Here is a 25717-nt window from a genome sequence, read left to right as displayed (position 1 = left end):
GATTATTTTGAGTTGATATTATATATTGACCTTGTGAATATATTGGCAGGATCCCGAATATCGCGAGCAATTTCCTCTGCCGTACGCGGCTTGCCAAGCAGGAACCCCTGAAGCGTATGGCATCCTAACTGGGTCAAAAATTGTTGCTGCGTTTCATTTTCTACCCCTTCTGCCACAATTTGCAGATTTAACGCTTTCGCCAGCGCGACAATAGCCGCAACAATGGTCGCGCCGTCGCCTGCCTCGCTGAGTTCATGTACGAAAGCGCGATCAATTTTTAGTTCGCACGCCGGAAGACGTTTCAGATAGAGAAGGCTGGAATAACCGGTGCCAAAGTCGTCAATAGAGGCCTTAACCCCCATTTCCGTTAATCTGGTGAGTATAGCGACGCTTTGCTCTGGCTTGTTCATCGCCGTGGTTTCGGTGATTTCCAGAATCAATAAATCGGGACGGATACTGTGTCGGGCCAGGCTTCGCGTAATGGTGTCCACAAGCCCGGGCTGCTCAAATTGTAAGGCGGACAGATTTACCGCCACTGACCATAAGGCGTATCCCTGTAAGTGCCACTCGCGGAGCTGTCGACACGCCTCGTCTATCACCCAGCTACCGATAGTGACGATAAGACCCGTTTTTTCCGCCAGCGGTAAAAACTGGTCAGGATTCAGTACGCCTTGTTTTGGATGATACCAGCGCAACAGGGCCTCAAATCCTACAATGGGGCCGGCAGGGGCCTGAAATTTAGGCTGATACACCAGCCTGAGCTCTTGTCTTTCCAGCGCCAGCCACAGGTCATTCATTAGCTGAAGTTGGGTTTGCGCCAGCATATTCATTGATGGCTGAAAGAAATGGTATCCGTTACGCCCCGTATGTTTCGTGTGGTACATTGCGGCATCGGCGTTGAACATCAGTTCCCGTTCGTTTTTTCCGTCCAGCGGATAGAGCGCTATTCCCACGCTAAGTGTGACGACCAGTTCGTACAGATCTATTGTAAAGGGCGCATCTATCGAATGTACCAGCGCGCTGGCAAGGGAAGCCGCTTCGTCAGGCGCGCTGACTTCTGCAAGCAGCACAAATTCGTCGCCGCCAATCCGCGCCAGGGTAAACTGACCGCTCAGCGGTTGGTTCAGACGATGCGTGACCGCCACCAGTAGCTTATCGCCGATATCATGACCATAAGCGTCATTAACGGTTTTAAAGCCATCCAGATCCATAAACAGTAGCGCGAAAGACGAGCCTTCCCGATTCGCTTTGCTGATGGCCTGTTCCAGACGATCCTCAAGGAGTACCCGGTTTGGTAAACGGGTGAGCGTATCATGCAGCGCCAACTGCGCCAGTTCCTGGTTCGCCTGCGCCAGCGAAGAGGCAAGTAGTGCGGTGCGGGCCTGAAGCCGGGCGTCAAATAAAGAAACCAGAAGAGTAATGCCCAGGATAGTCAGCGCGACCACGCTGACAAGAACAGCCAGCCAGTTGCTATCGACGCCACGATGTTCCATCGGCCAGTTTTGGGGAAAGTGTGCGGCCTTCATGCCGGCGTAATGCATGCCGGCGATAGCTATCCCCATTAATACCGCGGCGCCTGCTCGCCTCAGGGCGACATCTGTTCCCTCATGACGCAGGCGGAACGTGAGCCACAGCGCGCCGCAGGACGCCAGTAGCGCGATAATGATAGAGAGGGCAACCCATGCGCTATTCCAGACGATAATGGAAGCAAATTGCAGCGCCGCCATCCCGGTATAATGCATTGCGCTGATGCCCAGTCCCATCACCAGCGCGCCCGGCAGTAAACGGCGCAGGCGCAGTTTTTCAGCGCTGACCAGCCATAGCGCAAACAGGGAGGAGCCGATCGCGATCAGCATGGAGAGGCCGGTGAGGAACGGATCGAAGCGCATGTTCATCGCGTGATCCATCGCCAGCATCCCGACAAAATGCATCGCCCAAATACCGACGCCCAGCGCGAAGCCGCCGCCCATTAGCCATATTCTGGCGTTTGATCGGGCGCTTCCGGCTACGCGTCCGGCCATATTTAATGCGGTATAGGACGCAAAAATAGCGACAGCAAATGAAACCGCCACAAGGATGTGGTTGTACTCACTAACCGGCATGTATCATTAGCTCATTGGTTATGCAGGAAAAGAACAGGACGAGACAGTATCACCCCTTCTTTTATCCTCAACGTGTTTTAATTCCCTGTTTTTATAAGGGATAAAAGAAATCCGGGTGATAAATAATCATAGGTTAAATCGCCCGGTTCGCTACTCCAGATCGGTACAATTGATCAATTTGAGAGGGTTAACCGAATCCATGTTTCGGCACTTATCCTGTTCAGTTGCCATCAATTCGATCCATTGCATCAAAAGCGCATCAAAAAGAAAAACGGAGACGGCAAAAACAACCAGCCACCAATACTTACGTATCATCGTCAAATCCTGTGTATTCATGCCCATGCGTGCTGGGAATATACATGAAATTTTGACGCTGAAAAGCGGACTTACAATGCTTTTACTTCTCTGAAGATAGCGCGTTTATCCCGACATTTCGCTGCTTTTTGGACAGGTTTTGTGTTTTTCTCTTTTTGACTTTTGCAAGTTCATTTTCTGAATAATGCGAAGTGACGCTCAATCTTCTGAGCCCCATTTTTACGTACTCATTATTGAGTTCAATACCGATAAACTTACGACCTGACGCCGCTGCGACAGCGCCTGTGGTGAAACTGCCCGCGAAAGGGTCCAATACGGTATCGCTCGGGTTAGAAGAGGCCAGTATGATCCGTTTTAACAGCGCGCTGGGCTTTTGCGTAGGATGGTTTTCATATTCATCCATCAGATAACGTACACGAGGAAATGACCAGACGTTGCCCGGCACTTTTTTCTGATTGTATGGTTGGGGCGGGTTTTTTCGATAATCGATTAGCGCGCGCTTAGCGCCCGTGGTGGTTTCGACCAGAATCGCATCACGGTTAAAGGTATAGCTTTTCGGGTTTTTTACCATCATCAGGATCGGTTCATACATAGAACCAAAGTATTTTTTCGCCTGCACCCCGGAACTATCATAGGACCAGACGATACGGCTTTTGATGGTAAAAAGCGTTCGGCATTTGAGATCGATATACGGCATATTTTCTGTGCTATTCATGATGTACATGGTGCCGTGTTTCTTCAGTACGCGGTGGCACTCATCAATGCATTCATACAGCCAGGCCAGAAAAGACGCTTCGTCCCAGGATTCCACCATACCGTCGAAATCTTTTCCGATATTGTAAGGCGGATCGGCAAAAATTAAGTCAATGCTTTCAGAAGGCAGTTTTTTAAGTTCTGTTAGCGCGTCACCGTGAATAATCTTCTTCGATTCATCGCCAAAGTACTGAGGTTCACATTCCGCTTTCATGACCAAATTCCATGTGATGCGTATAAAAAAGGCGCTTCCCCATGCCGAGTAGCGCCTTTTTAAACAAGCAGTTAGCTAATCGAAATTAGTTCATGCCGTATTTTTTTAATTTTTTACGCAGCGTACCACGGTTGATGCCCATCATCAGAGCAGCACGGGTCTGGTTACCACGGGTGTATTGCATCACCATGTCCAACAGGGGCTGTTCTACTTCAGCCAGTACCAGCTCATACAGGTCATTAACGTCCTGACCATTCAGTTGAGCAAAATAGTTCTTCAGTGCCTGTTTAACCGAGTCACGCAGGGGTTTTTGGGTTACCTGATCCTGAGAGTTAACGGTAGAAACGGTCAGTACGTCAGAATTTACGCGTTGTTCGAACATAGTTCTGTCAGCTCTTTATTTCTGTTTACGCAAAATTTTCGAAGTATGCCTCCAACGCCTCCAGCTGTTCGCTGGCGTCCTCAATAGCGTTGAATGTGCGCCGAAACTGGTCGTCTGGAGCGTGCTCCTGGAGATACCAGGAGACGTGTTTACGCGCGATTCGGTACCCTTTTGCCTGACCGTAAAAGTCATGCAGTTCCCGAACATGCGTGCAAAGCAAGCGCTTTACCTCTGCCAGCGGCAGCGGCGGAAGCAGCTCCCCAGTGTCCAGATAATGCTGGATTTCCCGAAAGATCCAGGGTCTTCCCTGAGCTGCGCGGCCTATCATCAGGGCATCCGCCCCTGTATAGTCGAGAACAGCTCTGGCTTTATGCGGGTTAGTAATGTCGCCATTCGCGATAATCGGAATGGAAACTTTCTGCTTAACTGCCCGAATACTGTCGTATTCAGCTTCTCCGTTGAACAAACAGGCGCGGGTGCGGCCATGGATGGTCAGAGCCTGAATACCACAATCTTCAGCCAGTTGGGCAATCTCTACGCAGTTACGGTGTTCCGGCGCCCAGCCGGTGCGAATCTTGAGAGTCACAGGAACGTCCACTGCGTTTACGACCCCGATGAGTATAGACTTCACTAAATCCGGGTACTGCAAGAGGGCTGAACCTGCCAGCTTACGATTCACTTTCTTCGCCGGGCACCCCATATTGATATCAATAATCTGGGCGCCGCTTTCCACGTTAATACGTGCGGCATCGGCCATCTCAACAGGGTCGCTACCGGCAATTTGCACCGTGCGAATTCCTGGCTCATCAACGTGCACCATCCGTAAACGAGATTTATCGCTTTCCCACACTTGCGGGTTAGAAGACATCATCTCGGATACTGTCAATCCTGCTCCCATCTCATAGCACAGCGTCCGGAAAGGTCTGTCAGTAATGCCAGCCATGGGCGCTGCGATCAGGCGATTTCTGAGCTGATATTGTCCGATGCGCATGAGTTAAGAAATGACCATACTGTGACTGCAAGGCGGCGTATATTACGCATTTTTTGCACGAGATGAAAGGCCAAACTTTGAACAATCCACTGTTGTAGATCAATGAATCGTGCTTAAAAACAGCAAAATAAATTTATAATTCAGTAAAATCATAGGTTTATTTATTGTCGGCGGTTTTGTACGCGCTTACAAATTCCCGTAACTTCTCTCTATTTCTTCGACCAGAAACAAGATAAGCGGAATAATCTGCTTTTTTTATAAGCTAATTACCCCAAATGAATGGGATCGCCGTCTCGTTTCAGGACAAGATCACTTCCCGCTGCGCGTGACTTTTCTCCGTTGCCAGTCGGAAGGGGGCGCACAGATGCGCTTTTGTGTTCATGAATGGCACGCATAAATTTTTCCAGCTGTGCTGAAGAGCGCGATAGCGGATGCTGCAGAACAACCCGGACAGCATTACTAAGTACGAGGGCGATGGCTGCGACCCGTTAAAACGCCAGTACCTTTTGTCCGCTGGTAGCAGCTGTTTATCCAGACGGATAGTGACAAAGAAGTCATTTCAGGCATTCATTTGATGAATTTAATGATGTCTCGGTGCCTGAAAGGCGTTAAGGCAGTTGTGTGGAGAAAAGCGTGGCCGGGCGACCACGCTGACAAGAATTATTTCTTACGGCCAGTAATGCGGCACCATTCTTCTTTTTCGACGACCGGGTCGAGAGTGAAAAGCTCGGCGTAAGCATCGCAGACGCTTTCCGCCTGGCTGGCGAGAATACCTGAAAGCCCCAGCAGACCGCACTCAACGGGCAGTACGCTGATTAACGGGGCCAGTTCGCGTAATGGGCCTGCCAGGATGTTAGCGACGACCACGTCGGCTTTCATGGCTTCTGGCTGGTCTTTCGGCAGGTACAGCTCCAGCCGGTCAGACACGCCGTTGCGTTCAGCATTATCGCGACTGGCCTGAATAGCTTGCGGATCGATATCAATACCAATCGCCTTTGCCGCTCCCAGTTTCAGCGCGGCAATCGCCAGAATGCCTGAACCGCAGCCAAAGTCGATCACGGTTTTGCCGTTGAGATCGAGCCCGTCCAGCCATTGCAGACATAAAGAGGTGGTGGGGTGCGTACCCGTACCGAACGCCAGTCCCGGGTCGAGCATCACGTTGACGGCATTCTCGTCCGGAATGTCACGCCAGCTGGGACAAATCCACAGACGCTCGCCAAAACGCATCGGATGGAAATTATCCATCCATTCGCGTTCCCAGTCTTTATCTTCCAGTTGTTCGATTTTATGGGCAAATCCGGCACCCAGCAGCGGATGTTGCTCCAGAATCGCGACAACGTCTTTCATGTCGGTTTCGGCGTCGAACAGACCGATCACATCGGTATCGCCCCACAGACGGGTTTCGCCCGGCAACGGCTCAAAAACCGGCGTATCGTGCGTATCCTGAAAGGTAATGGAAACGGCGCCCGCTTCCATCAGCGCATCACTCAGCTCTTCAGCATTCGCGCCGGTGGTATTCAGTTTCAATTGGATCCATGGCATGGCAAAACTCTTTATTTATCAGTAGACAATACGGTGGCTTGCGAAGCGGAAGAGCCGAATCGGTTTCCGATCAGAAAAGCCAATAAACTTAACAGTAACGCGGGCACAATCGGATGAAAGCCCAGGTACTGAATATTAAATGTGGCAAGCAGGGCATATAGCACGCCGCCCACGATCATGGCGCTTAATGCGCCTGCCGCGTTTGCCCGCTCCCAGTAAAGGCCCAGTACCAGCGGCCATAAGAACACCGCTTCCAGGCCGCCAAACGCCAGCAGGTTGAGCCAAATGATCATCTCTGGCGGTTTCCATGCTGCCAGCAGCAACAGCGCGCCTAGCAGTAATGTAATCGCTGCCGACATACGCTTCAGCCGGATCTCATTTTGCATCTGATCGGGGCGCAGGTTGAGATAGAGATCTTTAATGATCGTCGCGGAACTTTGCAGCAGTTGGGCATTAATTGTTGACATGATCGCCGCCATTGGCGCAGCGAGGAAGATCCCGGCGGCAAACGGCGGCAAAACTTTCACCATTAGCGTTGGGATCACCAGATCCGGCACCGTCAGATCCGGAAGCACCGCGCGACCCAGCGCGCCGGCAAGGTGCATCCCGAACATTAAAATCGCCACGACAATCGTACCGATAATAATGCCCCGGTGTACCGCTTTACTGTCTTTATAGGAGATGCAGCGCACCGCCGTATGCGGCAGGCCAATCACACCAAAACAGACCAGTACCCAAAAAGAGGTCATAAAGGCGGGAGAAAGTATGTCATCGGCGCCCTGCGGCGTTACCAGTTTGGGGTCGAGAGCGTGCAGCGTGTCAATGGCCTGACTTAGACCGCCCGCCGCATGCACCACGCCCACCAGCAGCACTATCGTGCCGACCAGCATCACCAGGCCCTGTAGCGTATCGTTAAGTACGCTGGCGCGAAAGCCGCCAAACGCCGTATAGAGTGCGATACTGACGCCAAATATTAGCAGGCCGGTTTCGTAGGGAATTCCCGCCGCGGTTTCCAGCAGTCGCGCGCCGCCGATAAATTGTACGGTCATTGCGCCAATAAACGCGACCAATAAACTCAGGCTTGCCAACCACACCAGCAGGCGGCTTTGGTAACGCGCGAATAGCATATCGTTAAGCGTGACGGCATTATAGCGACGCGCCAGGATAGCGAATTTTTTACCCAGAATACCCAGTGAAAGCCAGACGGCGGGAAGCTGGATCATCGCCAGCAAGACCCAGCCCAGACCGTATTTATAAGCCGCGCCGGGACCGCCGATAAATGAACTGGCGCTAATATAGGTGGCGGTAAGCGTCATCGCGAGCACGATCCCGCCCATCGAACGGCTGCCAAGAAAATATTCGTTTAAAAAAGTGCCGGCGGTACGCTTGCGCATAGCGTAAATCGAGACCCCGAAGACCACGACCAGATAGGCTACCAGCGGTAGAATGACCTCAAGCTGCATCGTCATCCTCCAGCGAAATATCGCGATAAATGAATTTCACCATCGCCCAGCACAGCAAAATAAAGACCAGCGGCGTCAATAAGCAGGCCATCTCGAACCAGTGCGGCAGACCGGTAATTCCCGGCGAGTCTCCAGGTAAGTAAGCAGCCACTAACCATGCCGCCAGATAGCAAAGGGTCAGCCACAGCGCCCAGCGCGCCTCTTTATGGGCCTGAACAAAACGAGCGTCCATTTTTTGTCCCTTATGGGTGAAGAAAGCGGGAATTGTACATGATGGGGCATCGCTATCCCCAGAAATAAAAAAGGCCGGATTCACCGGCCTTTTGAGATTAACGTGCGATTACTTTTCCTGAAGACCGAGTTTTTTCTCCAGATAGTGGATGTTGGTTCCACCGTGCTGGAAGTGCTCGTCATTCATGATGCGGGTCTGCAGATCGATATTGGTTTTGATACCATCGATAATCAGTTCCTGCAGGGCATTTTTCATACGGGCAATCGCCACATCGCGGTTTTCACCGTAGCAGATGAGCTTGCCGATCATGGAATCATAGTACGGCGGCACCGTGTAGCCCGCGTAGATATGAGATTCCCAGCGAACGCCAAAGCCGCCAGGCGCATGGAAGCGCGTGATTTTGCCAGGGCTTGGCAGGAAGGTGTTCGGATCTTCGGCATTGATACGGCATTCTACCGCATGGCCTCGAACGACAACTTCGTCCTGTGTGATCGACAGCGGCTGACCCGCCGCGATGCGCAACTGCTCTTTGATCAAATCGACGCCAGTAATCATTTCAGTCACCGGGTGTTCAACCTGAATACGGGTGTTCATTTCGATGAAATAGAACTCGCCGTTTTCGAACAGGAATTCGAACGTCCCTGCGCCGCGATAGCCGATGTCTACGCACGCTTTCGCGCAGCGTTCGCCGATATAGCGACGCAGTTCCGGCGTAATGCCTGGCGCCGGGGCTTCTTCAACCACTTTCTGGTGGCGACGCTGCATGGAACAGTCGCGTTCCGCCAGATAGATAGCGTTGCCCTGGCCGTCCGCCAGCACCTGAATTTCGATGTGGCGTGGATTTTCCAGGTATTTTTCCATGTATACCATGTCGTTGCTGAAAGCTGCTTTCGCTTCCGCTTTGGTCATGGAGATGGACTGCGCCAGTTCAGCATCGCTACGAACCACGCGCATACCGCGGCCGCCGCCGCCGCCGGACGCTTTGATGATCACCGGATAGCCAATACGTTTGGCATGAGCGCGGTTCGCATTCATATCGTCGCCCAGCGGGCCGTCAGATCCTGGTACGGTCGGCACGCCCGCTTTTTTCATCGCGGTAATCGCGGACACTTTATCGCCCATCAGGCGGATGGTGTCCGCTTTCGGGCCGATAAAGATAAAGCCGGAGCGTTCAACCTGCTCGGCAAAATTGGCGTTCTCAGAAAGGAAGCCGTAACCCGGGTGGATTGCCACCGCGCCGGTGATTTCAGCGGCGCTAATGATAGCCGGGATGTTCAGATAACTTTTTACGGACGGTGCCGGACCAATACAGACCGTCTCATCCGCCAGCAATACGTGTTTTAAATCGCGATCCGCGCTTGAGTGCACAGCGACGGTCTTGATGCCGAGTTCTTTACAGGCTCGAAGAATACGTAGTGCGATCTCGCCACGGTTGGCGATGACAATTTTATCCAACATGTTCGCCTCGTTACTCGATGACGACCAGTGGCTCGTCAAATTCTACCGGTTGACCACTTTCGACCAGAATCGCTTTCACAGTACCTGCTTTGTCAGCTTCGATCTGGTTCATCATTTTCATGGCTTCAACGATGCACAGGGTATCGCCCACGTTCACTTTCTGGCCCACTTCGATGAACGCTTTCGCGTCCGGGCTTGGGGTGCGGTAGAAAGTACCAACCATTGGGGAGCGTACGATGTGACCACTGATTTCCGCTGCGGCAGGCGCTTCCATTGCTGGAGTAGCCGCTGGCGCGACAGCGTTAGACAGAGCGGGTTGCTGCATCATCGGCGCCGCATAAGCCTGCTGCATCACCGGAAAACCGGCGTTTGCCGTTGTGCGGCTGATGCGAACAGATTCTTCGCCTTCAGAAATTTCCAGTTCGGAGATACCTGATTCTTCAACCAGCTCGATCAGTTTTTTAATCTTACGAATATCCATGAGTGGGTTCCGTACTCTTTGTTTAGTGTGATTGTGACAGGCGTTTTAGCGCCGTCTGTAAAGCATGTGAATGACTGCCGCGGGTAAAATACCGCGCATCTTTGATTTGCCTGTTATGCCGTAGCACCCGAAGGTGAAATTCATGATTTGCCAGTCATTGTGTGGCTATCTTCTGCCATTTTCGGGCAAAAAACAAAATATACCTTCATTGCTCGATTGTCACCCTTTCTGCGAACGAAAATCGCCGTTGGGCAATGTAAAGTCGCACATTATAACTATTTCGTCGCAATTGGCAGCTAAATACTGGTCTTATCAGGGAAGATAATCAACCCGAAACATAAAAAGGACATTACCTGTTTTGCGTTTTGCAATCGACCGCACAGTTCACCAAACTAGCGCCACCACTGGCGAAACTTCCGGTAACGCAACGCTAAAAGGGCTAACGCTAATGCCGCGTAGATGACCGGTTGCGGTGATAAAATCTTTACCGACCACAGGTAATGTATGGGAGCCAGGATCGCGACAAGATAGACGACGTTATGCAGTGTTTGCCAGCGTTTGCCCAATTTACGCTGCGCAAATTGCGTTGAGGTCAACGTTAGCGCCAATAACACCAGCCAGCTAATGATCCCAAGCGTCAAATAAGGGCGTGAAATCAACTCGCTTCCTAACAACGCCAGGTTATGTATCCCCAGTTCCAGTAAGGCATAGCTGGTTAAATGCAGTGTCGCCCAAACGAAACACCATAACCCCAACAGGCGGCGTGTGCGTATCAATAATGGCTGTTTAGCGTAGCGCGCCAGCGGTGAAACCAGCAAGGTGGCGAGCAAAAATTTGAGCGCGGTTCTGCCGGTAAAGTGTTGGATATCCTTTACCGGGTCTGCGCTGAGTCCACCGTGATTTATCGCCCAAAAGAGCCACAGAAGCGGCAAAAAACCGGCAAGATGCAGACAAACTTTTAGCCAGGTTATCTGTTTTACTGTCAGACGCACTTAAAAATTCTCCCGCAAATTGAGACCGCGATACAGCGAAGCGACTTCATTGGCGTAGCCGTTAAACAGCAGCGTCGGCTGCCTTTGCACATCAAGGATACCGCCTGAACCAATAAAGCGTTCGGTAGCCTGAGACCAGCGTGGATGATCCACATGCGGGTTCACATTGGCGTAAAAACCATATTCGTTGGGAGCCGACAAATTCCAGGTGGTTGGCGGACGTTCGCGGGTGAGTTTAATGCTGACAATAGATTTAATACCTTTAAAACCATACTTCCATGGAACGATGAGTCGAATGGGCGCGCCGTTTTGCGGGGGTAACGCCTTACCATAGACGCCAACGGTCATCAGAGTCAGCGGATGCATGGCTTCATCCAGACGTAGCCCTTCGACATAAGGGTATTTCAGTCCGCCGCCAATAAAGCGATCTTTCTGTCCTGGCATATCATCCGGCGCGTATAGCGTTTCGAATGCCACATATTTAGCGTGGCTGGTGGGCTGTGCCTGCGCGAGTAGCTTATATAAAGGGAAACCAATCCACGGCACGACCATGGACCACGCTTCGACGCAGCGCATTCGATAGATACGCTCTTCTAATGGGAAACGATGTGTTAAATCGTCGTAATCCAGCGTAAATGGCTTCGCGACTTCCCCGCTGATTTTCAACGTCCACGGTTCGGTTTTCAGACTTCCGGCATTGGCCGCCGGGTCGGCTTTATCAAGGCCAAACTCATAGAAATTGTTGTAGCCCGTCACCTTATCTTCCGGCGTTAACGCTAAATCGCTTCGCCAGGCGGCAGGCTGACTAAACTCAAGCGGTTTACCGGCAGGCGCTTTCGGACGATCGTTGCCTTTAAACCAACTGAAGAGATCGGCCTGCGCCGTTGAGGGTAAGGATAAGGCGGCCGCGCTGATGCCTAATGCTTTTAGCACCTGTCGGCGCTGCATAAAAAAAGCCGATTCCGCAGTCACATCGGCTTCTGTTAATGGACGTATCTTTTTCATCACAGACTCCCGGTCTACCCACCACAACATGGCGTGTAGTGAATATGACAGGGAGTGTGTCAATGTGTAAAAATAAATAGTTAATTAAGTGTAAATTTTTTTATACGTGACGTTATTTTATCTTCACCAGCGTACGGCCCTGAACCTGATTATTGATGATGGCATCGGCGAACTTCGGCGCATCCGCCAGCGTAATCTCTGTGGCGGCCTGAGCATAGAACGATTCCGGCAGATCCTTAACCAAACGCGCCCAGGCTTCTGCGCGACGTGCCGGTGGGGTCATCACCGAGTCCACCCCTTGCAAACGCACATTACGCAGAATGAATGGCATAACGGTGGTCGGCAGCGCGAAGCCGCCCGCCAAGCCGCAGGCGGCCACGCAACCGCCATAGTTCATCTGTGCCAGCACTTTCGCCAGCACTTTATCGCCAACGGTATCAATTGCACCGGCCCACAGCTGTTTTTCCAACGGGCGAGATTCAGCAAACTCATCGCGGCTGAGAATACGGTTAGCTCCCAGGCTCTTAAGATAGCCGTGGGTGCTTTCACGTCCTGATACTGCTGCAACCTGATAGCCCAGCTTATGCAGTAATGCAACGGCAGTGCTGCCCACACCGCCGCTGGCGCCGGTGACGACAACCTCACCGTCTTGCGGGCGAATACCTGCATCTTCAAGCGCCATGACGCACAGCATGGCGGTAAAACCGGCGGTGCCGATGATCATGGCGTTACGGCTGCTCAGTCCCGCAGGCAGCGCGACCAGCCAGTCGCCTTTAACGCGTGCGCGTTCGGCCAGGCCGCCCCAGTGGTTTTCGCCCACGCCCCAGCCAGTCAGTAGTACTTCCTGGCCTGCATGAAAGCGAGGATCTTCGCTTGCGTGAACGGTGCCGGCGAAATCAATACCAGGAATCATCGGAAAATGACGGATAATTTTCCCTTTTCCGGTGATAGCCAGAGCATCTTTATAATTCAGGCTGGACCAGTGGACATCCACCGTCACATCACCTGCCGGCAGTTGACTCTCTTCGAGATGTTGCACGGATGCGAGGGTTTTACCGTCCTGCTGTTCTAAGATCAACGCCTGCATAACCTGTCCTCACTTTACATGGTAGATTGGAAAAATAGCTACGAAGACTATACTCGCTAATTAAAACGTGATGCCGATGCAACGCAATAAATTGCCAGATAGATCCATTTTGGTAGTATGCCTGCTTCATTGCGCGCCGTGGCGAATTCCGCCTTCAGATTCGCTTTTTCATACTGTTTATAACCGTCGGAGTTAACTCAAGGATGCGATTAACGACGAAATTCTCAGCTTTTATCACGCTGCTCACGGGGTTAACGATCTTCGTGACTCTGATAGGTTGCTCGCTAAGCTTTTATAACGCCGTACAGTATAAGTATGTCAGCCGTGTGCAGGCGACGGCAACAGCCATTGATACGCACCTGGTGACCCATGATATTGTCTCGCTGACGCCGCAAATCGACGAGCTCATGATTGCTTCCGATATTGTGCGTGTCGATCTGTTGCAGGGGGAGCGCAGCGTCTACAGCCATTCTCGCGCCAGAGGTTATCGGCCAGCCGGCACCAGCGACATGTATCGCGAGCTGGTCGTACCGCTGATAAAACATCCAGGAATGTCGCTACGTCTGGTTTATCAGGACCCGATGGGTAACTATTTTCACTCACTGATCACCACGGCGCCGCTGACGCTGGCGATCGGTTTTATCGTTCTGATTTTGTTTTTATCGGTGCGCTGGCTGCAGCGGCAGCTTTCCGGGCAGGAGCTTCTGGAAATTCGCTCCACGCGTATTCTGAACGGCGAACGTGGGGCGAATGTCCGCGGTTCTGTTTACGAATGGCCGGCGCGCACCAGTAGCGCGCTTGATGTATTGCTTTCCGAAATTCAGTTTGCTCACGAACAGCGTAGTCGCCTGGACACCCTCATTCGCTCCTACGCCGCGCAGGACACCAAAACCGGGCTCGGTAACCGTCTGTTTTTTGATAACCAACTGGCGACGCTGCTGGAAGATCAGGAAAAAGTGGGAGTGCATGGCGTGGTGATGATGATCCGCTTGCCAGATTTCAATCTTCTGCGCGACAGCCTGGGAGGCAATCAGGCGGAAGAGCAGATGTTTATGCTTATCAATCTGCTATCGACATTTATTATGCGTTACCCAGGCTCGCTGCTGGCGCGTTATCACCGCAGCGACTTTGCCGTGCTGCTACCGCATCGAACGCTGAAAGAAGCGGAAAGTATTGCCGGACAACTTTTAAAAGCTGTCGATGCGCTACCGGCTAACAAAATGCTCGATCGTGACGATATGGTACATATCGGCATTTGCGCCTGGCGCAGCGGACAGTCCACCGAGCAGGTGATGGAACATGCTGAAGCCGCGGCGCGGAACGCCGCCCTGCAGGGGGGAAATAGCTGGGCTATCTACGACGACACGCTGCCGGAAAAAGGGCGCGGCAATGTGCGCTGGCGCACATTGATTGAGCAGATGCTGAACCGGGGCGGACCGCGACTTTATCAAAAACCGGCGGTCACGCGAGAAGGTCGCGTACATCATCGGGAATTGATGTGTCGCATCTATGACGGTAAAGAAGAGGTGAGCTCGGCGGAGTATATGCCGATGGTGTTGCAATTTGGTTTATCGGAAGAGTATGACAGATTACAAATTAGCCGCCTGATTACGTTGCTGGGCTACTGGCCGGATGAAAATCTGGCAATGCAGTTGACGGTTGAGTCGCTGATTCGTCCGCGTTTTCAGCGCTGGTTGCGCGATACGTTAATGCAGTGTGAAAAATCACAGCGAAATCGCATAATTATTGAACTTGCGGAGGCAGATGTTTGTCAACACATCAGCCGGTTACAACCCATCCTTCGCTTAGTCAATGCGCTTGGCGTTCGGGTGGCGGTGACACAGGCGGGTTTGACGCTGGTTAGCACGAGCTGGATTAAAGCGCTCAATGTGGAATTACTCAAGCTGCATCCGAGTCTGGTCAGAAACATTGAGAAGCGAACGGAAAACCAGCTTCTGGTTCAAAGTCTGGTAGAGGCCTGCGCGGGCACGCCTACGCAGGTTTACGCGACGGGCGTCCGTTCGCGCGGCGAGTGGCAGACGCTGACAAAACGCGGCGTGGCTGGCGGGCAGGGTGATTTTTTTGCCTCCTCCCAACTACTTGACACAAACGTGAAAAAATATTCGCAAAGATACTCGGTTTAACCTGCCGTTTAATTTGTTTTCACGTAGAATAACGCGCGCTGCGCCTCATGGGGGTGTGCTTGTCTGCTCGCCAGATTGTTGCAGCAAATATGCAGGTGAATGACCTTTGACAGGTTGCAAACGAAGGCGAGGATTGCTGCTGATTTTTTCAGCCCTGAGGGACTCAGGCCGAGATTTGTAACAAAGGAAACGAACTGCACTAATTTTCACCGTAGCAGATGATTTTTGCGCCTTGTCGCTGCTGCGTGTGGTTGGTAAAGTAAGCGGATTTTGTTTTCCGCCCCAGCTTTCAGGATTATCCCTTAGTATGTTGAAAAAATTTCGTGGCATGTTTTCCAATGACCTGTCCATTGACCTGGGTACCGCGAATACCCTCATTTATGTAAAAGGACAAGGCATCGTATTGAATGAGCCTTCCGTTGTGGCCATTCGTCAGGATCGTGCCGGTTCGCCGAAAAGCGTGGCTGCAGTCGGTCATGATGCGAAGCAGATGCTGGGCCGTACGCCGGGCAATATCGCTGCGATCCGTCCGATGAAAGACGGCGTTATCGCTGACTTCTTTGTGACCGAAAAAATGCTCCAGCACTTTATTAAACAAGTGCACAGCAACAGCTTTATGCGCCCAAGCCCGCGCGTACTGGTATGCGTGCCGGTCGGCGCGACGCAGGTAGAACGCCGCGCGATTCGTGAATCCGCTCAGGGCGCAGGCGCCCGTGAAGTCTTTTTGATCGAAGAGCCGATGGCGGCCGCGATCGGCGCAGGTCTGCCAGTTTCTGAAGCAACCGGTTCAATGGTTGTGGATATCGGTGGTGGTACCACTGAAGTTGCCGTGATCTCCCTGAACGGCGTGGTTTACTCTTCTTCTGTCCGTATTGGTGGTGATCGCTTCGACGAAGCCATCATTAATTACGTTCGTCGTAACTACGGTTCTCTGATCGGTGAAGCCACCGCAGAACGTATTAAACACGAAATCGGTTCCGCTTATCCGGGCGACGAAGTCCGCGAGATCGAAGTGCGTGGCCGTAACCTGGCGGAAGGCGTTCCACGCGGCTTTACCCTGAACTCAAACGAGATTCTGGAAGCGTTGCAGGAACCGTTGACCGGTATCGTCAGCGCGGTAATGGTGGCGCTGGAACAGTGTCCGCCGGAGCTGGCGTCAGACATCTCCGAGCGCGGTATGGTGCTCACCGGCGGCGGCGCGCTGCTGCGTAACCTTGACCGTCTGTTAATGGAAGAGACGGGCATTCCTGTCGTGGTTGCTGAAGATCCGCTGACCTGTGTGGCGCGCGGCGGCGGCAAGGCGCTGGAAATGATCGATATGCACGGCGGCGACCTGTTCAGCGAAGAGTAGTTGGATACGGGCAGGATTATCCCTGGATTATCCTGCCTCTCCGACGCGAGAATACGCATAGCCTATGAAGCCAATTTTTAGCCGTGGCCCGTCGCTACAGATTCGCCTTATTCTGGCGGTGCTGGTGGCGCTCGGCGTTATCATTGCCGACAGCCGCCTGGGGACGTTCAGTCAAATCCGAACGTACATGGACACTGCCGTCAGTCCTTTCTATTTTATTTCAAACGGCCCTCGTGAACTGCTCGACAGCGTGTCGCAAACGCTGGCTTCTCGCGACCAGCTTGAGCTGGAAAACCGGGCGCTGCGCCAGGAATTACTGCTAAAAAACAGCGACCTGCTGATGCTGGGGCAGTACAAACAGGAGAACGCGCGGTTGCGCGAGCTGCTGGGGTCGCCGCTGCGTCAGGACGAGCAGAAAATGGTGACGCAGGTTATTTCAACGGTTAACGATCCTTACAGCGATCAGGTCGTTATCGATAAAGGCAGCGTTAATGGCGTATATGAAGGTCAACCGGTCATTAGCGACAAAGGCGTCGTAGGGCAGGTTGTCGCCGTGGCGAAACTGACCAGCCGCGTACTGCTGATTTGCGATGCGACTCATGCGCTGCCGATTCAGGTACTGCGCAATGACATCCGCGTGATTGCCGCCGGTAACGGCTGCACTGACGATCTTCAGCTTGAACATCTGCCCGCCAATACCGATATTCGCGTCGGCGATGTGCTGGTAACGTCCGGACTTGGTGGGCGTTTCCCGGAAGGGTATCCGGTGGCGGTGGTCTCTTCCGTCAAGCTGGACACTCAGCGCGCCTATACCGTCATTCAGGCACGTCCAACCGCGGGTTTGCAGCGTTTACGCTATCTGCTGCTGTTGTGGGGAGCCGATCGTAACGGCGCCAATCCGATGACGCCGGAAGAGGTTCACCGCGTCGCCAATGAGCGCCTGATGCAGATGATGCCGCAGGTGTTGCCTTCTCCGGATGCGATGGGGCCGCCGGCGCCAGTGCCGGACCCGGCGACGGGGATTACTCAGCCATCTGCGGGCCAGACTGCGCCGGTATCAACGCAACCATCGCCTTCGGGCGCGACCACGCCGCCTGCGCGTGCGCCGGGAGGGTAATGGTGGCGAGCTATCGTAGCCAGGGGCGCTGGGTTATCTGGCTCTCGTTTCTTATTGCGCTGTTGCTGCAAATCATGCCCTGGCCGGACGACATCATTGTTTTCCGGCCAAACTGGGTTTTGCTCATCTTACTGTACTGGATTCTGGCCCTGCCGCACCGCGTAAATGTGGGGACGGGATTTGTGATGGGTGCCATACTTGATCTCATCAGCGGTTCCACACTTGGCGTGCGCGCTCTGTCGATGAGTATTGTCGCCTACCTGGTCGCTCTGAAATTCCAGCTCTTCCGTAACCTGGCGCTCTGGCAGCAGGCGCTGGTGGTAATGTTGCTTTCACTGGCCGTGGACATTATTGTTTTCTGGGCCGAGTTTTTAGTGATCAACGTCTCTTTCAGACCGGAAGTGTTCTGGAGTAGTGTAGTCAATGGCGTGCTGTGGCCCTGGCTCTTTTTGCTGATGCGTAAAGTACGCCAGCAGTTTGCTGTGCAATAAAGGTCGATATGACAACTCTGTATCTTGCTTCCGGTTCCCCGCGTCGCCAGGAATTATTGACTCAACTTGGATTTTCATTCGAGCAGGTCGTGCCTGGTATTGAAGAGCAACGGCGTGCTCAGGAAAGCGCGCAGCAGTATGTTGTTCGGCTGGCACGCGAAAAGGCGCAGGCTGGCGTGGCGCTGGTTCCCCGTGATCTGCCGGTGTTGGGCGCGGATACGATAGTCGTGTTAAACGGCGAGGTGCTGGAAAAGCCGCGCGACGCCGCTCATGCCGCAGAAATGCTGCGTTTGCTTTCCGGAAATACGCATCAGGTGATGACTGCTGTTGCGCTTGCGGACTCGCAGCAGACGCTGGATTGTCTGGTGGTAACGGAGGTGACTTTCCGCACGCTTTCTGCGCAGGATATTACTGGCTATGTCGCCAGCGGCGAGCCTTTAGATAAAGCAGGTGCATACGGTATTCAGGGGCAGGGTGGCTGTTTTGTCAGGAAGATAAATGGCAGCTACCACGCCGTGGTCGGCTTACCGCTGGTTGAAACGTATGAGTTGTTGAGTCATTTTAACGCACTGCGTGATAAAAGGGATAAACATGACGGCTGAATTGTTGGTAAACGTAACGCCATCGGAAACGCGCGTGGCGTACATTGATGGCGGTATTCTTCAGGAAATCCATATTGAGCGCGAAGCGCGACGCGGAATCGTAGGCAATATCTACAAAGGTCGTGTAAGTCGTGTACTTCCAGGTATGCAGGCGGCTTTTGTAGATATTGGGCTGGATAAAGCCGCATTTCTTCACGCTTCCGACATTATGCCGCATACCGAATGCGTGGCGGGCGACGAGCAAAAACAGTTTACCGTGCGCGATATCTCCGAACTGGTGCGTCAGGGACAGGATCTGATGGTGCAGGTAGTGAAAGATCCGCTCGGCACGAAAGGCGCGCGTTTGACCACGGACATCACGTTGCCCTCCCGTTACCTTGTTTTTATGCCCGGCGCGTCACACGTTGGCGTTTCCCAGCGCATCGAAAGCGAAAGTGAACGCGAGCGCCTGAAAAAGGTGGTGGCGGAATACTGCGACGAACAGGGCGGGTTTATTATTCGTACCGCGGCGGAAGGCGTGTGTGAAGAGGATCTCGCGTCTGACGCCGCCTATCTCAAGCGCGTCTGGACGAAAGTCATGGAGCGCAAAAAGCGTCCGCAAACGCGCTACCAGATGTATGGCGAACTGGCGCTGGCGCAGCGCGTGCTGCGCGATTTCGCCGATGCGCAGTTGGACCGAATTCGCGTCGACTCACGTCTGACCTATGAGTCGCTGCTGGAGTTTACCGCAGAATACATCCCGGAAATGACCAGTAAGCTGGAGCATTACAGTGGCCATCAGCCGATCTTCGATCTTTATGACGTGGAAAATGAGATCCAGCGCGCGCTGGAGCGTAAGGTTGAACTCAAGTCCGGCGGTTATCTGATTATCGACCAAACCGAAGCGATGACGACGGTAGATATCAATACCGGCGCGTTTGTCGGACACCGTAATCTCGACGACACCATTTTTAATACCAATATTGAAGCGACTCAGGCCATTGCCCGCCAGCTACGCCTGCGTAATCTGGGCGGCATTATCATTATCGATTTTATCGACATGAATAATGAAGATCATCGCCGCCGGGTGCTGCATTCGCTGGAACAGGCGTTAAGTAAGGATCGCGTGAAAACCAGTATTAACGGTTTTTCGCCGCTGGGGCTGGTGGAAATGACCCGTAAACGGACTCGTGAAAGCGTGGAACATGTGCTTTGTAACGAATGTCCAACCTGTCATGGCCGCGGGACGGTAAAAACGGTGGAAACCGTCTGCTATGAGATCATGCGTGAAATTGTACGTGTTCATCACGCTTATGACTCCGATCGCTTCCTGGTTTATGCTTCTCCTGCGGTGGCGGAAGCGCTGAAAGGCGAAGAATCACACGCGCTGGCGGAAGTCGAAATCTTTGTCGGCAAACAGGTTAAAGTTCAGGTCGAACCGCTTTATAACCAGGAGCAGTTTGACGTCGTAATGATGTAAAAGACCGCGACCCGTACGAGCATTTGCAGGCCGGATAAGGCGTTCACGCCGCCGTCCGGCAAAGCAAGGTTGTGAGTCGTATTTTTTGGCAGACAAGGAGAGACGCGTGAGGCGATTGCCGGGGATTTTATTGCTCACTGGAGCCGCGCTCATCGTCATTGCAGCGCTGCTGGTTAGCGGGCTGCGCCTGGCGTTGCCTCATCTTGACGCCTGGCGTCCGGCTATCCTGAATAAAATTGAGTCTGTGACCGGCGTGCCGGTGGCCGCCAGCCAACTCTCCGCAAGCTGGCAAAATTTTGGCCCTACGCTGGAAGCGCATAATATTCATGCCGCCCTGAAAGATGGCGGCGAACTGTCGATAAAACGCGTTACGCTGGCGCTGGACGTCTGGCAAAGCCTGTTGCATATGCGCTGGCAGTTTCGCGACCTGACCTTCTGGCAACTCAATTTCCGCACCAACACGCCTCTTCAAAGCAGCGACGGCGAAGGCATCGAAACCAGCCGTTTAAGCGATCTTTTCCTGCGTCAGTTCGATCATTTCGATCTGCGCGATAGCCAAATCAGTTTTCTGACGCTTTCCGGACAACGCGCGGAGCTGGCGATCCCACAGCTTACCTGGCTAAACGGCAAAGAGCGGCACCGCGCCGAAGGCGAGGTCAGTCTCTCCAGCCTGACCGGGCAGCACGGCGTGATGCAGGTGCGGATGGATTTACGCGATGACGACGGTTTGCTGAATAACGGCAGAGTCTGGTTACAGGCCGACGATATTGACGTCAAGCCGTGGCTGGGCAAATGGATGCAGGATAATGTGGCGCTCCAGACGGCGCGTTTCAGTCTGGAAGGCTGGATGACGCTCAGCAAAGGCGAAATCGCCGGAGGAGACGTCTGGCTGAAACAGGGCGGCGCAAGCTGGCTGGGCGATAACACGACGCACACGCTGTCTGTCGATAACCTGACGGCGCAGATTAGCCGCGAGCAGCCGGGCTGGCAGTTTTATATTCCGGACACACGGATTACGCTTGATGGTAAACCCTGGCCGAGCGGAGCCTTAACCGTGGCCTGGCTCCCGCAGCAGGACGTCGGCGGTGAGAATCACACACGTAGCGATGAGCTACGCATTCGCGCCAGTAATCTTGAACTGGCGGGGCTGGAAGCATTACGTCCGCTGGCGGCTAAACTGTCGCCTGTGCTGGGCGAAATATGGCAGGCTACGCAGCCGAGCGGAAAGATCGCCACACTGGCGCTGGATATTCCGCTACAGGCGACCGAAAAAACGCGTTTTCAGGCATCGTGGGAAAATATTGCCTGGAAACAGTGGAAGCTGTTGTCCGGCGCGGAACATTTTTCCGGTACGCTGGCGGGAAGCGTAGAAGACGGGCAGATGAAGGTTGCGATGCAGCAGGCTAAGATGCCCTATGAAACCGTTTTTCGCGCGCCGCTGGAAATTGAAAACGGCGTCGCGACGCTTAGTTGGTTGAAGAATGAGAACGGCTTTCAGCTTGATGGCCGCGACATTGACGTCAAAGCAAAGGCGGTACATGCGCGCGGCGGGTTCCGCTATCTGCAACCGACGGGCGACGAACCGTGGCTGGGCATTCTGGCCGGAATCAGTACCGATGATGGATCTCAGGCGTGGCGCTATTTTCCGGAAAACCTGATGGGCAAAGCGCTGGTCGATTACCTTAGCGGCGCGATTCAGGGCGGCGAGGCGGATAACGCCACGTTGGTTTACGGTGGTAACCCGCACCTCTTTCCCTATAAGCATAACGAAGGTCAGTTTGAAGTGCTGGTGCCGCTACGCAATGCGACGTTTGCTTTTCAACCCGACTGGCCGGCGCTAAAAAATCTCAACATTGAACTGGATTTCCTGAACGACGGTCTGTGGATGCGTTCGGATAGCGTCGATTTGGGCGGGGTGAAGGCCAGTAAACTCGCGGCGGCGATTCCGGATTATTCCAAAGAGAAACTGCTCATTGATGCCGATATTAACGGGCCGGGAAAAGCCGTTGGGCCTTATTTCGACGAGACGCCACTAAAAGACTCGCTTGGCTCGACGCTGGCGGAGCTCCAATTAGATGGCGATGTGAATGCTCGCTTACATCTTGATATTCCGCTGGATGGCGAACAGGTTACCGCTGAGGGCGATGTCTCGTTGCGTAACAACAGCCTGTTTATTAAGCCGCTAAACAGCACGCTCAAAAATCTGAACGGTAAATTCAGCTTTGTGAATGGCGCGCTAAAAAGCGGGCCGCTGACGGCAAACTGGTTTAATCAGCCGCTGAACCTGGATTTCAGTACGACGGAAGGGGCAAAAGCCTATCAGGTCGCCGTCAACCTGAACGGTAACTGGCAGCCAACGCGTATGGGCGTCTTACCGCCGCAACTGAATGATGCCCTGAGCGGCAGCGTGACGTGGAATGGTAAAGTCGGCATCGATCTTCCGTATCACGCTGACACCACTTATCACATCGAGCTGAACGGCGATCTGAGAAATATGAGTAGTCACTTACCTTCTCCGCTAAATAAACCCGCAGGCGAAGCCATTCCGGTGAACATTCAGGCTGACGGCAACCTGAAAAGTTTTGCGCTAACGGGGAGCGCAGGGAGTAAAAATCACTTTAACAGCCGCTGGTTATTAAATCAGAAGCTGACGTTGGATCGGGCTATCTGGACGACGGACAGCCGGACGATTCCGCCATTGCCTGCTCAACAAGGCGTTGAACTCAATCTGCCGGCGCTGGATGGCGCGCAATGGCTGGCGTTATTCCAGAAAGGCGCGGCGGATAACGTGAGCAGTTCGGCCGAGTTTCCTCAACGCGTCACGTTGCGTACTCCCGCGCTATCGCTGGGTGGCCAGCAGTGGAACAATTTGAGCGTCGTTTCAGCCCCCTCGCTGAACGGAACAAAAATTGAAGCGCAGGGCCGTGAGGTGAACGCCACGCTGCTCATGCGCAACCATGCGCCGTGGCTGGCGAACATTAAGTACCTGTACTACAACCCTGGCGTCGCAAAAACGCACGCCTCGTCACCAACGCCGACATCGCCGTTGGCTTCGGCGAACACGATTAGCTTCCGCGGCTGGCCGGACTTACAGCTTCGCTGCGAAGAGTGCTGGCTGTGGGGGCAAAAATATGGGCGTATTGATGGCGATTTCGCCATCAAAGGCAATACGCTGACTCTGGCGAATGGCCTGATCGATACCGGATTCGCCCGTTTGAAAGCGAACGGCGAGTGGGTGAATGCGCCGGGTAATGAACGAACCTCGCTGAAAGGTAGTCTGCATGGTAGTAACCTCGACACGGCTGCCGGGTTCTTCGGCATCTCGACGCCAATCCAGAACGCGTCTTTTAACGTAGATTACGATCTGCACTGGCGAAACCCGCCCTGGCAACCTGATGAAGCCACGCTCAACGGGATTTTACGTACGCGTCTGGGCAAAGGCGAGTTTACTGATCTCAGTAGCGGCCATGCCGGACAGCTACTGCGGCTGCTCAGTTTTGATGCGTTGCTGCGTAAGCTTCGGTTTGACTTCAGAGATACCTTTAGCGAGGGCTTCTATTTCGACTCTATTCATAGTACCGCGTGGATTAAAGATGGCGTCCTGCATACTGACGATACGCTGGTGGATGGGCTGGAAGCGGATATTGCAATGAAAGGTTCTGTTGATCTGGTGCGTCGTCGTCTTGATATGGAGGCCGTTGTCGCGCCGGAAATTTCCGCCACCGTGGGCGTCGCCGCCGCGTTTGCCGTTAACCCGATTGTCGGCGCGGCGGTATTTGCCGCCAGTAAAGTGTTGGGGCCGCTATGGAGCAAGGTCTCCATTTTGCGATATCGCATTACCGGTCCGGTCGATGCGCCGCAGATCAACGAAGTTCTGCGCCAACCGAGAAAAGAAAGCCAGCAATGATTTGACGGGGGCGAGGAATTGCCCCACTCTCAGTAAATAGTCATGCCGGACGGCGCTGCGTTTATCCGGTTTGTACAATCTAACAACGTAGTCCGGATAAGGCGTGAACCGCCATCCGGCAGAAATCAACGAGTAGCAAAAACGATGAGTCTGAACCTGGTAAGTGAACAATTGCTAGCGGCGAATGGCCTGAACCATCAGGATCTGTTCGCTATTTTGGGCCAACTGGCCGAACGCCGTCTTGATTATGGCGACCTCTATTTTCAGTCGAGCTATCACGAATCCTGGGTTTTAGAAGACCGCATCATTAAAGATGGTTCATATAATATCGACCAGGGCGTTGGCGTTCGCGCCATTAGCGGCGAAAAAACCGGTTTTGCTTATGCTGACCAGATAAGCCTCCTGGCGCTGGAGCAGAGTGCGCAGGCAGCGCGAACCATTGTACGCGAGAACGGCGAAGGCAAGGTAAAAACGCTCGCCGCCGTAGCGCATCAGCCGCTCTACACCACCCTTGATCCGTTGCAAAGTATGAGCCGCGAAGAGAAGCTGGATATCCTCAGACGCGTTGACAAAGTGGCGCGAGAAGCCGATAAACGCGTGCAGGAAGTTAACGCCAGCCTGACCGGCGTATATGAATTAATCCTCGTGGCGGCGACCGACGGGACGCTGGCGGCGGATGTCCGTCCACTGGTGCGGTTGTCCGTTAGCGTGCAGGTGGAAGAAGACGGTAAACGCGAGCGCGGCGCCAGCGGCGGCGGCGGTCGCTTTGGTTATGAGTATTTTCTTGCCGATCTCGACGGCGAGGTTCGTGCCGACGCGTGGGCGAAAGAAGCGGTACGCATGGCGCTGGTTAATCTCTCCGCGGTCGCTGCGCCAGCGGGGACGTTACCGGTGGTTCTGGGCGCCGGGTGGCCGGGCGTATTGCTGCACGAAGCGGTCGGGCACGGGCTGGAAGGTGATTTTAACCGTCGTGGGACGTCTGTATTTAGCGGTCAGATCGGCGAGCAGGTTGCCTCCGCGCTTTGCACCGTAGTGGATGACGGCACAATGATGAACCGTCGCGGCTCCGTTGCTATCGATGATGAAGGTACGCCAGGCCAGTACAACGTATTGATTGAAAATGGCGTGCTGAAAGGATACATGCAGGACAAGCTGAACGCGCGCCTGATGGGCGCTACGCCGACCGGTAACGGGCGTCGCGAATCTTATGCGCATCTGCCGATGCCGCGTATGACGAATACCTATATGTTGGCGGGGCAGTCAACGCCGCAGGAAATTATCGAATCCGTTGAGTACGGCATCTATGCGCCTAACTTTGGCGGCGGTCAGGTGGATATCACCTCCGGCAAGTTTGTGTTCTCTACCTCGGAAGCGTATCTGATTGAAAACGGAAAAGTCACGACGCCGGTGAAGGGCGCGACGTTGATTGGATCAGGCATTGAAACGATGCAACAGATCTCCATGGTCGGCAACGACCTTAAGCTGGATAACGGGGTGGGGGTCTGCGGTAAAGAGGGGCAAAGTCTGCCGGTAGGCGTAGGCCAGCCGACGCTGAAAGTCGATAACCTGACGGTTGGCGGCACCGCATAACTGTCCGCCTTATCAGGCCTGTGGTGTGTGCCGCCCAGG

Annotated in this window: 21 protein-coding genes; 8 read left to right on the top strand and 13 right to left on the bottom strand. The window is 53.6% G+C overall.

The window, feature by feature from the left end; genetic code table 11:
- Nucleotides 1-2 precede the first annotated feature (2 nt).
- From J4613_RS20945 to J4613_RS20885, 13 genes are all read right to left on the bottom strand, one after another.
- A complete protein-coding gene (locus J4613_RS20945) occupies nt 3-2102 on the bottom strand; it encodes a bifunctional diguanylate cyclase/phosphodiesterase (protein WP_111742228.1) in 2100 nt (699 codons plus the stop codon).
- Between the two features lie 150 nt (nt 2103-2252).
- Entirely contained in the window at nt 2253-2417 is a 165-nt protein-coding gene (locus J4613_RS20940) for a DUF2556 family protein (protein ID WP_000620015.1), read from the bottom strand.
- 82 nt (nt 2418-2499) lie between these two features.
- The gene (gene yhdJ / locus J4613_RS20935) at nt 2500-3384 is read right to left on the bottom strand and encodes an adenine-specific DNA-methyltransferase (RefSeq protein WP_000642611.1); all 885 of its coding nucleotides are present in this window, start codon (nt 3382-3384) and stop codon (nt 2500-2502) included.
- An 85-nt stretch (nt 3385-3469) separates the two neighbouring features.
- Nucleotides 3470-3766, bottom strand: a complete 297-nt coding sequence (fis, locus tag J4613_RS20930; RefSeq protein ID WP_000462905.1) for a DNA-binding transcriptional regulator Fis — start codon at nt 3764-3766, stop codon at nt 3470-3472.
- Nucleotides 3767-3791: 25 nt separating this feature from the next.
- Complete coding sequence (gene dusB / locus J4613_RS20925) at nt 3792-4757, bottom strand: tRNA dihydrouridine synthase DusB (protein WP_001219664.1); 966 nt, start codon at nt 4755-4757, stop codon at nt 3792-3794.
- Between the two features lie 660 nt (nt 4758-5417).
- The gene (prmA, locus tag J4613_RS20920) at nt 5418-6299 is read right to left on the bottom strand and encodes a 50S ribosomal protein L11 methyltransferase (protein WP_001145846.1); all 882 of its coding nucleotides are present in this window, start codon (nt 6297-6299) and stop codon (nt 5418-5420) included.
- An 11-nt stretch (nt 6300-6310) separates the two neighbouring features.
- Nucleotides 6311-7762 (bottom strand): sodium/pantothenate symporter, encoded by a 1452-nt coding sequence (gene panF, locus J4613_RS20915; protein WP_017465405.1) that lies wholly within the window; start codon nt 7760-7762, stop codon nt 6311-6313.
- A complete protein-coding gene (locus J4613_RS20910; protein WP_000340018.1) occupies nt 7752-7994 on the bottom strand; it encodes a YhdT family protein in 243 nt (80 codons plus the stop codon). Before J4613_RS20910 ends, panF begins: the two co-directional genes overlap by 11 nt.
- Before the next feature lie 108 nt (nt 7995-8102).
- Nucleotides 8103-9452 (bottom strand): acetyl-CoA carboxylase biotin carboxylase subunit, encoded by a 1350-nt coding sequence (gene accC / locus J4613_RS20905; RefSeq protein ID WP_000884627.1) that lies wholly within the window; start codon nt 9450-9452, stop codon nt 8103-8105.
- A 10-nt stretch (nt 9453-9462) separates the two neighbouring features.
- Nucleotides 9463-9933 carry an acetyl-CoA carboxylase biotin carboxyl carrier protein gene (accB, locus tag J4613_RS20900; protein WP_000354626.1) on the bottom strand — a complete coding sequence of 157 codons (471 nt, stop codon included), beginning with the start codon at nt 9931-9933 and terminating at the stop codon, nt 9463-9465.
- Between the two features lie 392 nt (nt 9934-10325).
- Nucleotides 10326-10925, bottom strand: a complete 600-nt coding sequence (msrQ, locus tag J4613_RS20895) for a protein-methionine-sulfoxide reductase heme-binding subunit MsrQ (protein ID WP_001241496.1) — start codon at nt 10923-10925, stop codon at nt 10326-10328.
- The gene (msrP, locus tag J4613_RS20890; RefSeq protein WP_000723876.1) at nt 10926-11930 is read right to left on the bottom strand and encodes a protein-methionine-sulfoxide reductase catalytic subunit MsrP; all 1005 of its coding nucleotides are present in this window, start codon (nt 11928-11930) and stop codon (nt 10926-10928) included. It abuts the gene before it with no gap.
- 112 nt (nt 11931-12042) lie between these two features.
- Nucleotides 12043-13017, bottom strand: a complete 975-nt coding sequence (locus J4613_RS20885) for an MDR family oxidoreductase (RefSeq protein WP_001148246.1) — start codon at nt 13015-13017, stop codon at nt 12043-12045.
- Between the two features lie 203 nt (nt 13018-13220).
- Here J4613_RS20885 and csrD point away from each other — a divergent pair, with 203 nt between their 5' ends.
- The 8 genes from csrD (at nt 13221) to tldD (ending at nt 25678) form a co-directional block, all read left to right on the top strand.
- On the top strand, nt 13221-15161 hold the full coding sequence (gene csrD / locus J4613_RS20880) for an RNase E specificity factor CsrD (RefSeq protein WP_001241381.1): 1941 nt from the start codon (nt 13221-13223) through the stop codon (nt 15159-15161).
- Between the two features lie 307 nt (nt 15162-15468).
- Nucleotides 15469-16512, top strand: coding sequence for a rod shape-determining protein MreB (gene mreB / locus J4613_RS20875; RefSeq protein ID WP_000913396.1), 1044 nt, complete (start codon nt 15469-15471; stop codon nt 16510-16512).
- Between the two features lie 64 nt (nt 16513-16576).
- The gene (gene mreC, locus J4613_RS20870; protein ID WP_000802538.1) at nt 16577-17629 is read left to right on the top strand and encodes a rod shape-determining protein MreC; all 1053 of its coding nucleotides are present in this window, start codon (nt 16577-16579) and stop codon (nt 17627-17629) included.
- 2 nt (nt 17630-17631) lie between these two features.
- Complete coding sequence (gene mreD / locus J4613_RS20865) at nt 17632-18120, top strand: rod shape-determining protein MreD (RefSeq protein ID WP_000179403.1); 489 nt, start codon at nt 17632-17634, stop codon at nt 18118-18120.
- A gap of 8 nt (nt 18121-18128) precedes the next feature.
- Nucleotides 18129-18722: a nucleoside triphosphate pyrophosphatase gene (locus J4613_RS20860; protein ID WP_000210305.1), complete on the top strand. Its 594-nt coding sequence runs from the start codon at nt 18129-18131 to the stop codon at nt 18720-18722.
- Nucleotides 18712-20181: a ribonuclease G gene (gene rng, locus J4613_RS20855; RefSeq protein ID WP_000123188.1), complete on the top strand. Its 1470-nt coding sequence runs from the start codon at nt 18712-18714 to the stop codon at nt 20179-20181. Before J4613_RS20860 ends, rng begins: the two co-directional genes overlap by 11 nt.
- A gap of 106 nt (nt 20182-20287) precedes the next feature.
- Nucleotides 20288-24088: an AsmA2 domain-containing protein YhdP gene (gene yhdP / locus J4613_RS20850; RefSeq protein WP_111742229.1), complete on the top strand. Its 3801-nt coding sequence runs from the start codon at nt 20288-20290 to the stop codon at nt 24086-24088.
- 144 nt (nt 24089-24232) lie between these two features.
- On the top strand, nt 24233-25678 hold the full coding sequence (tldD, locus tag J4613_RS20845; RefSeq protein ID WP_000055941.1) for a metalloprotease TldD: 1446 nt from the start codon (nt 24233-24235) through the stop codon (nt 25676-25678).
- The last annotated feature ends 39 nt before the right edge of the window (nt 25679-25717 follow it).

This window comes from Salmonella sp. 32020114201800008SM (assembly GCF_017572025.1).
Taxonomy (GTDB): Bacteria; Pseudomonadota; Gammaproteobacteria; order Enterobacterales; family Enterobacteriaceae; genus Salmonella; species Salmonella enterica.
The sequence above is the reverse complement of the archived record's forward strand: the minus strand, read 5'-3'. Positions and strand labels throughout refer to the sequence as shown.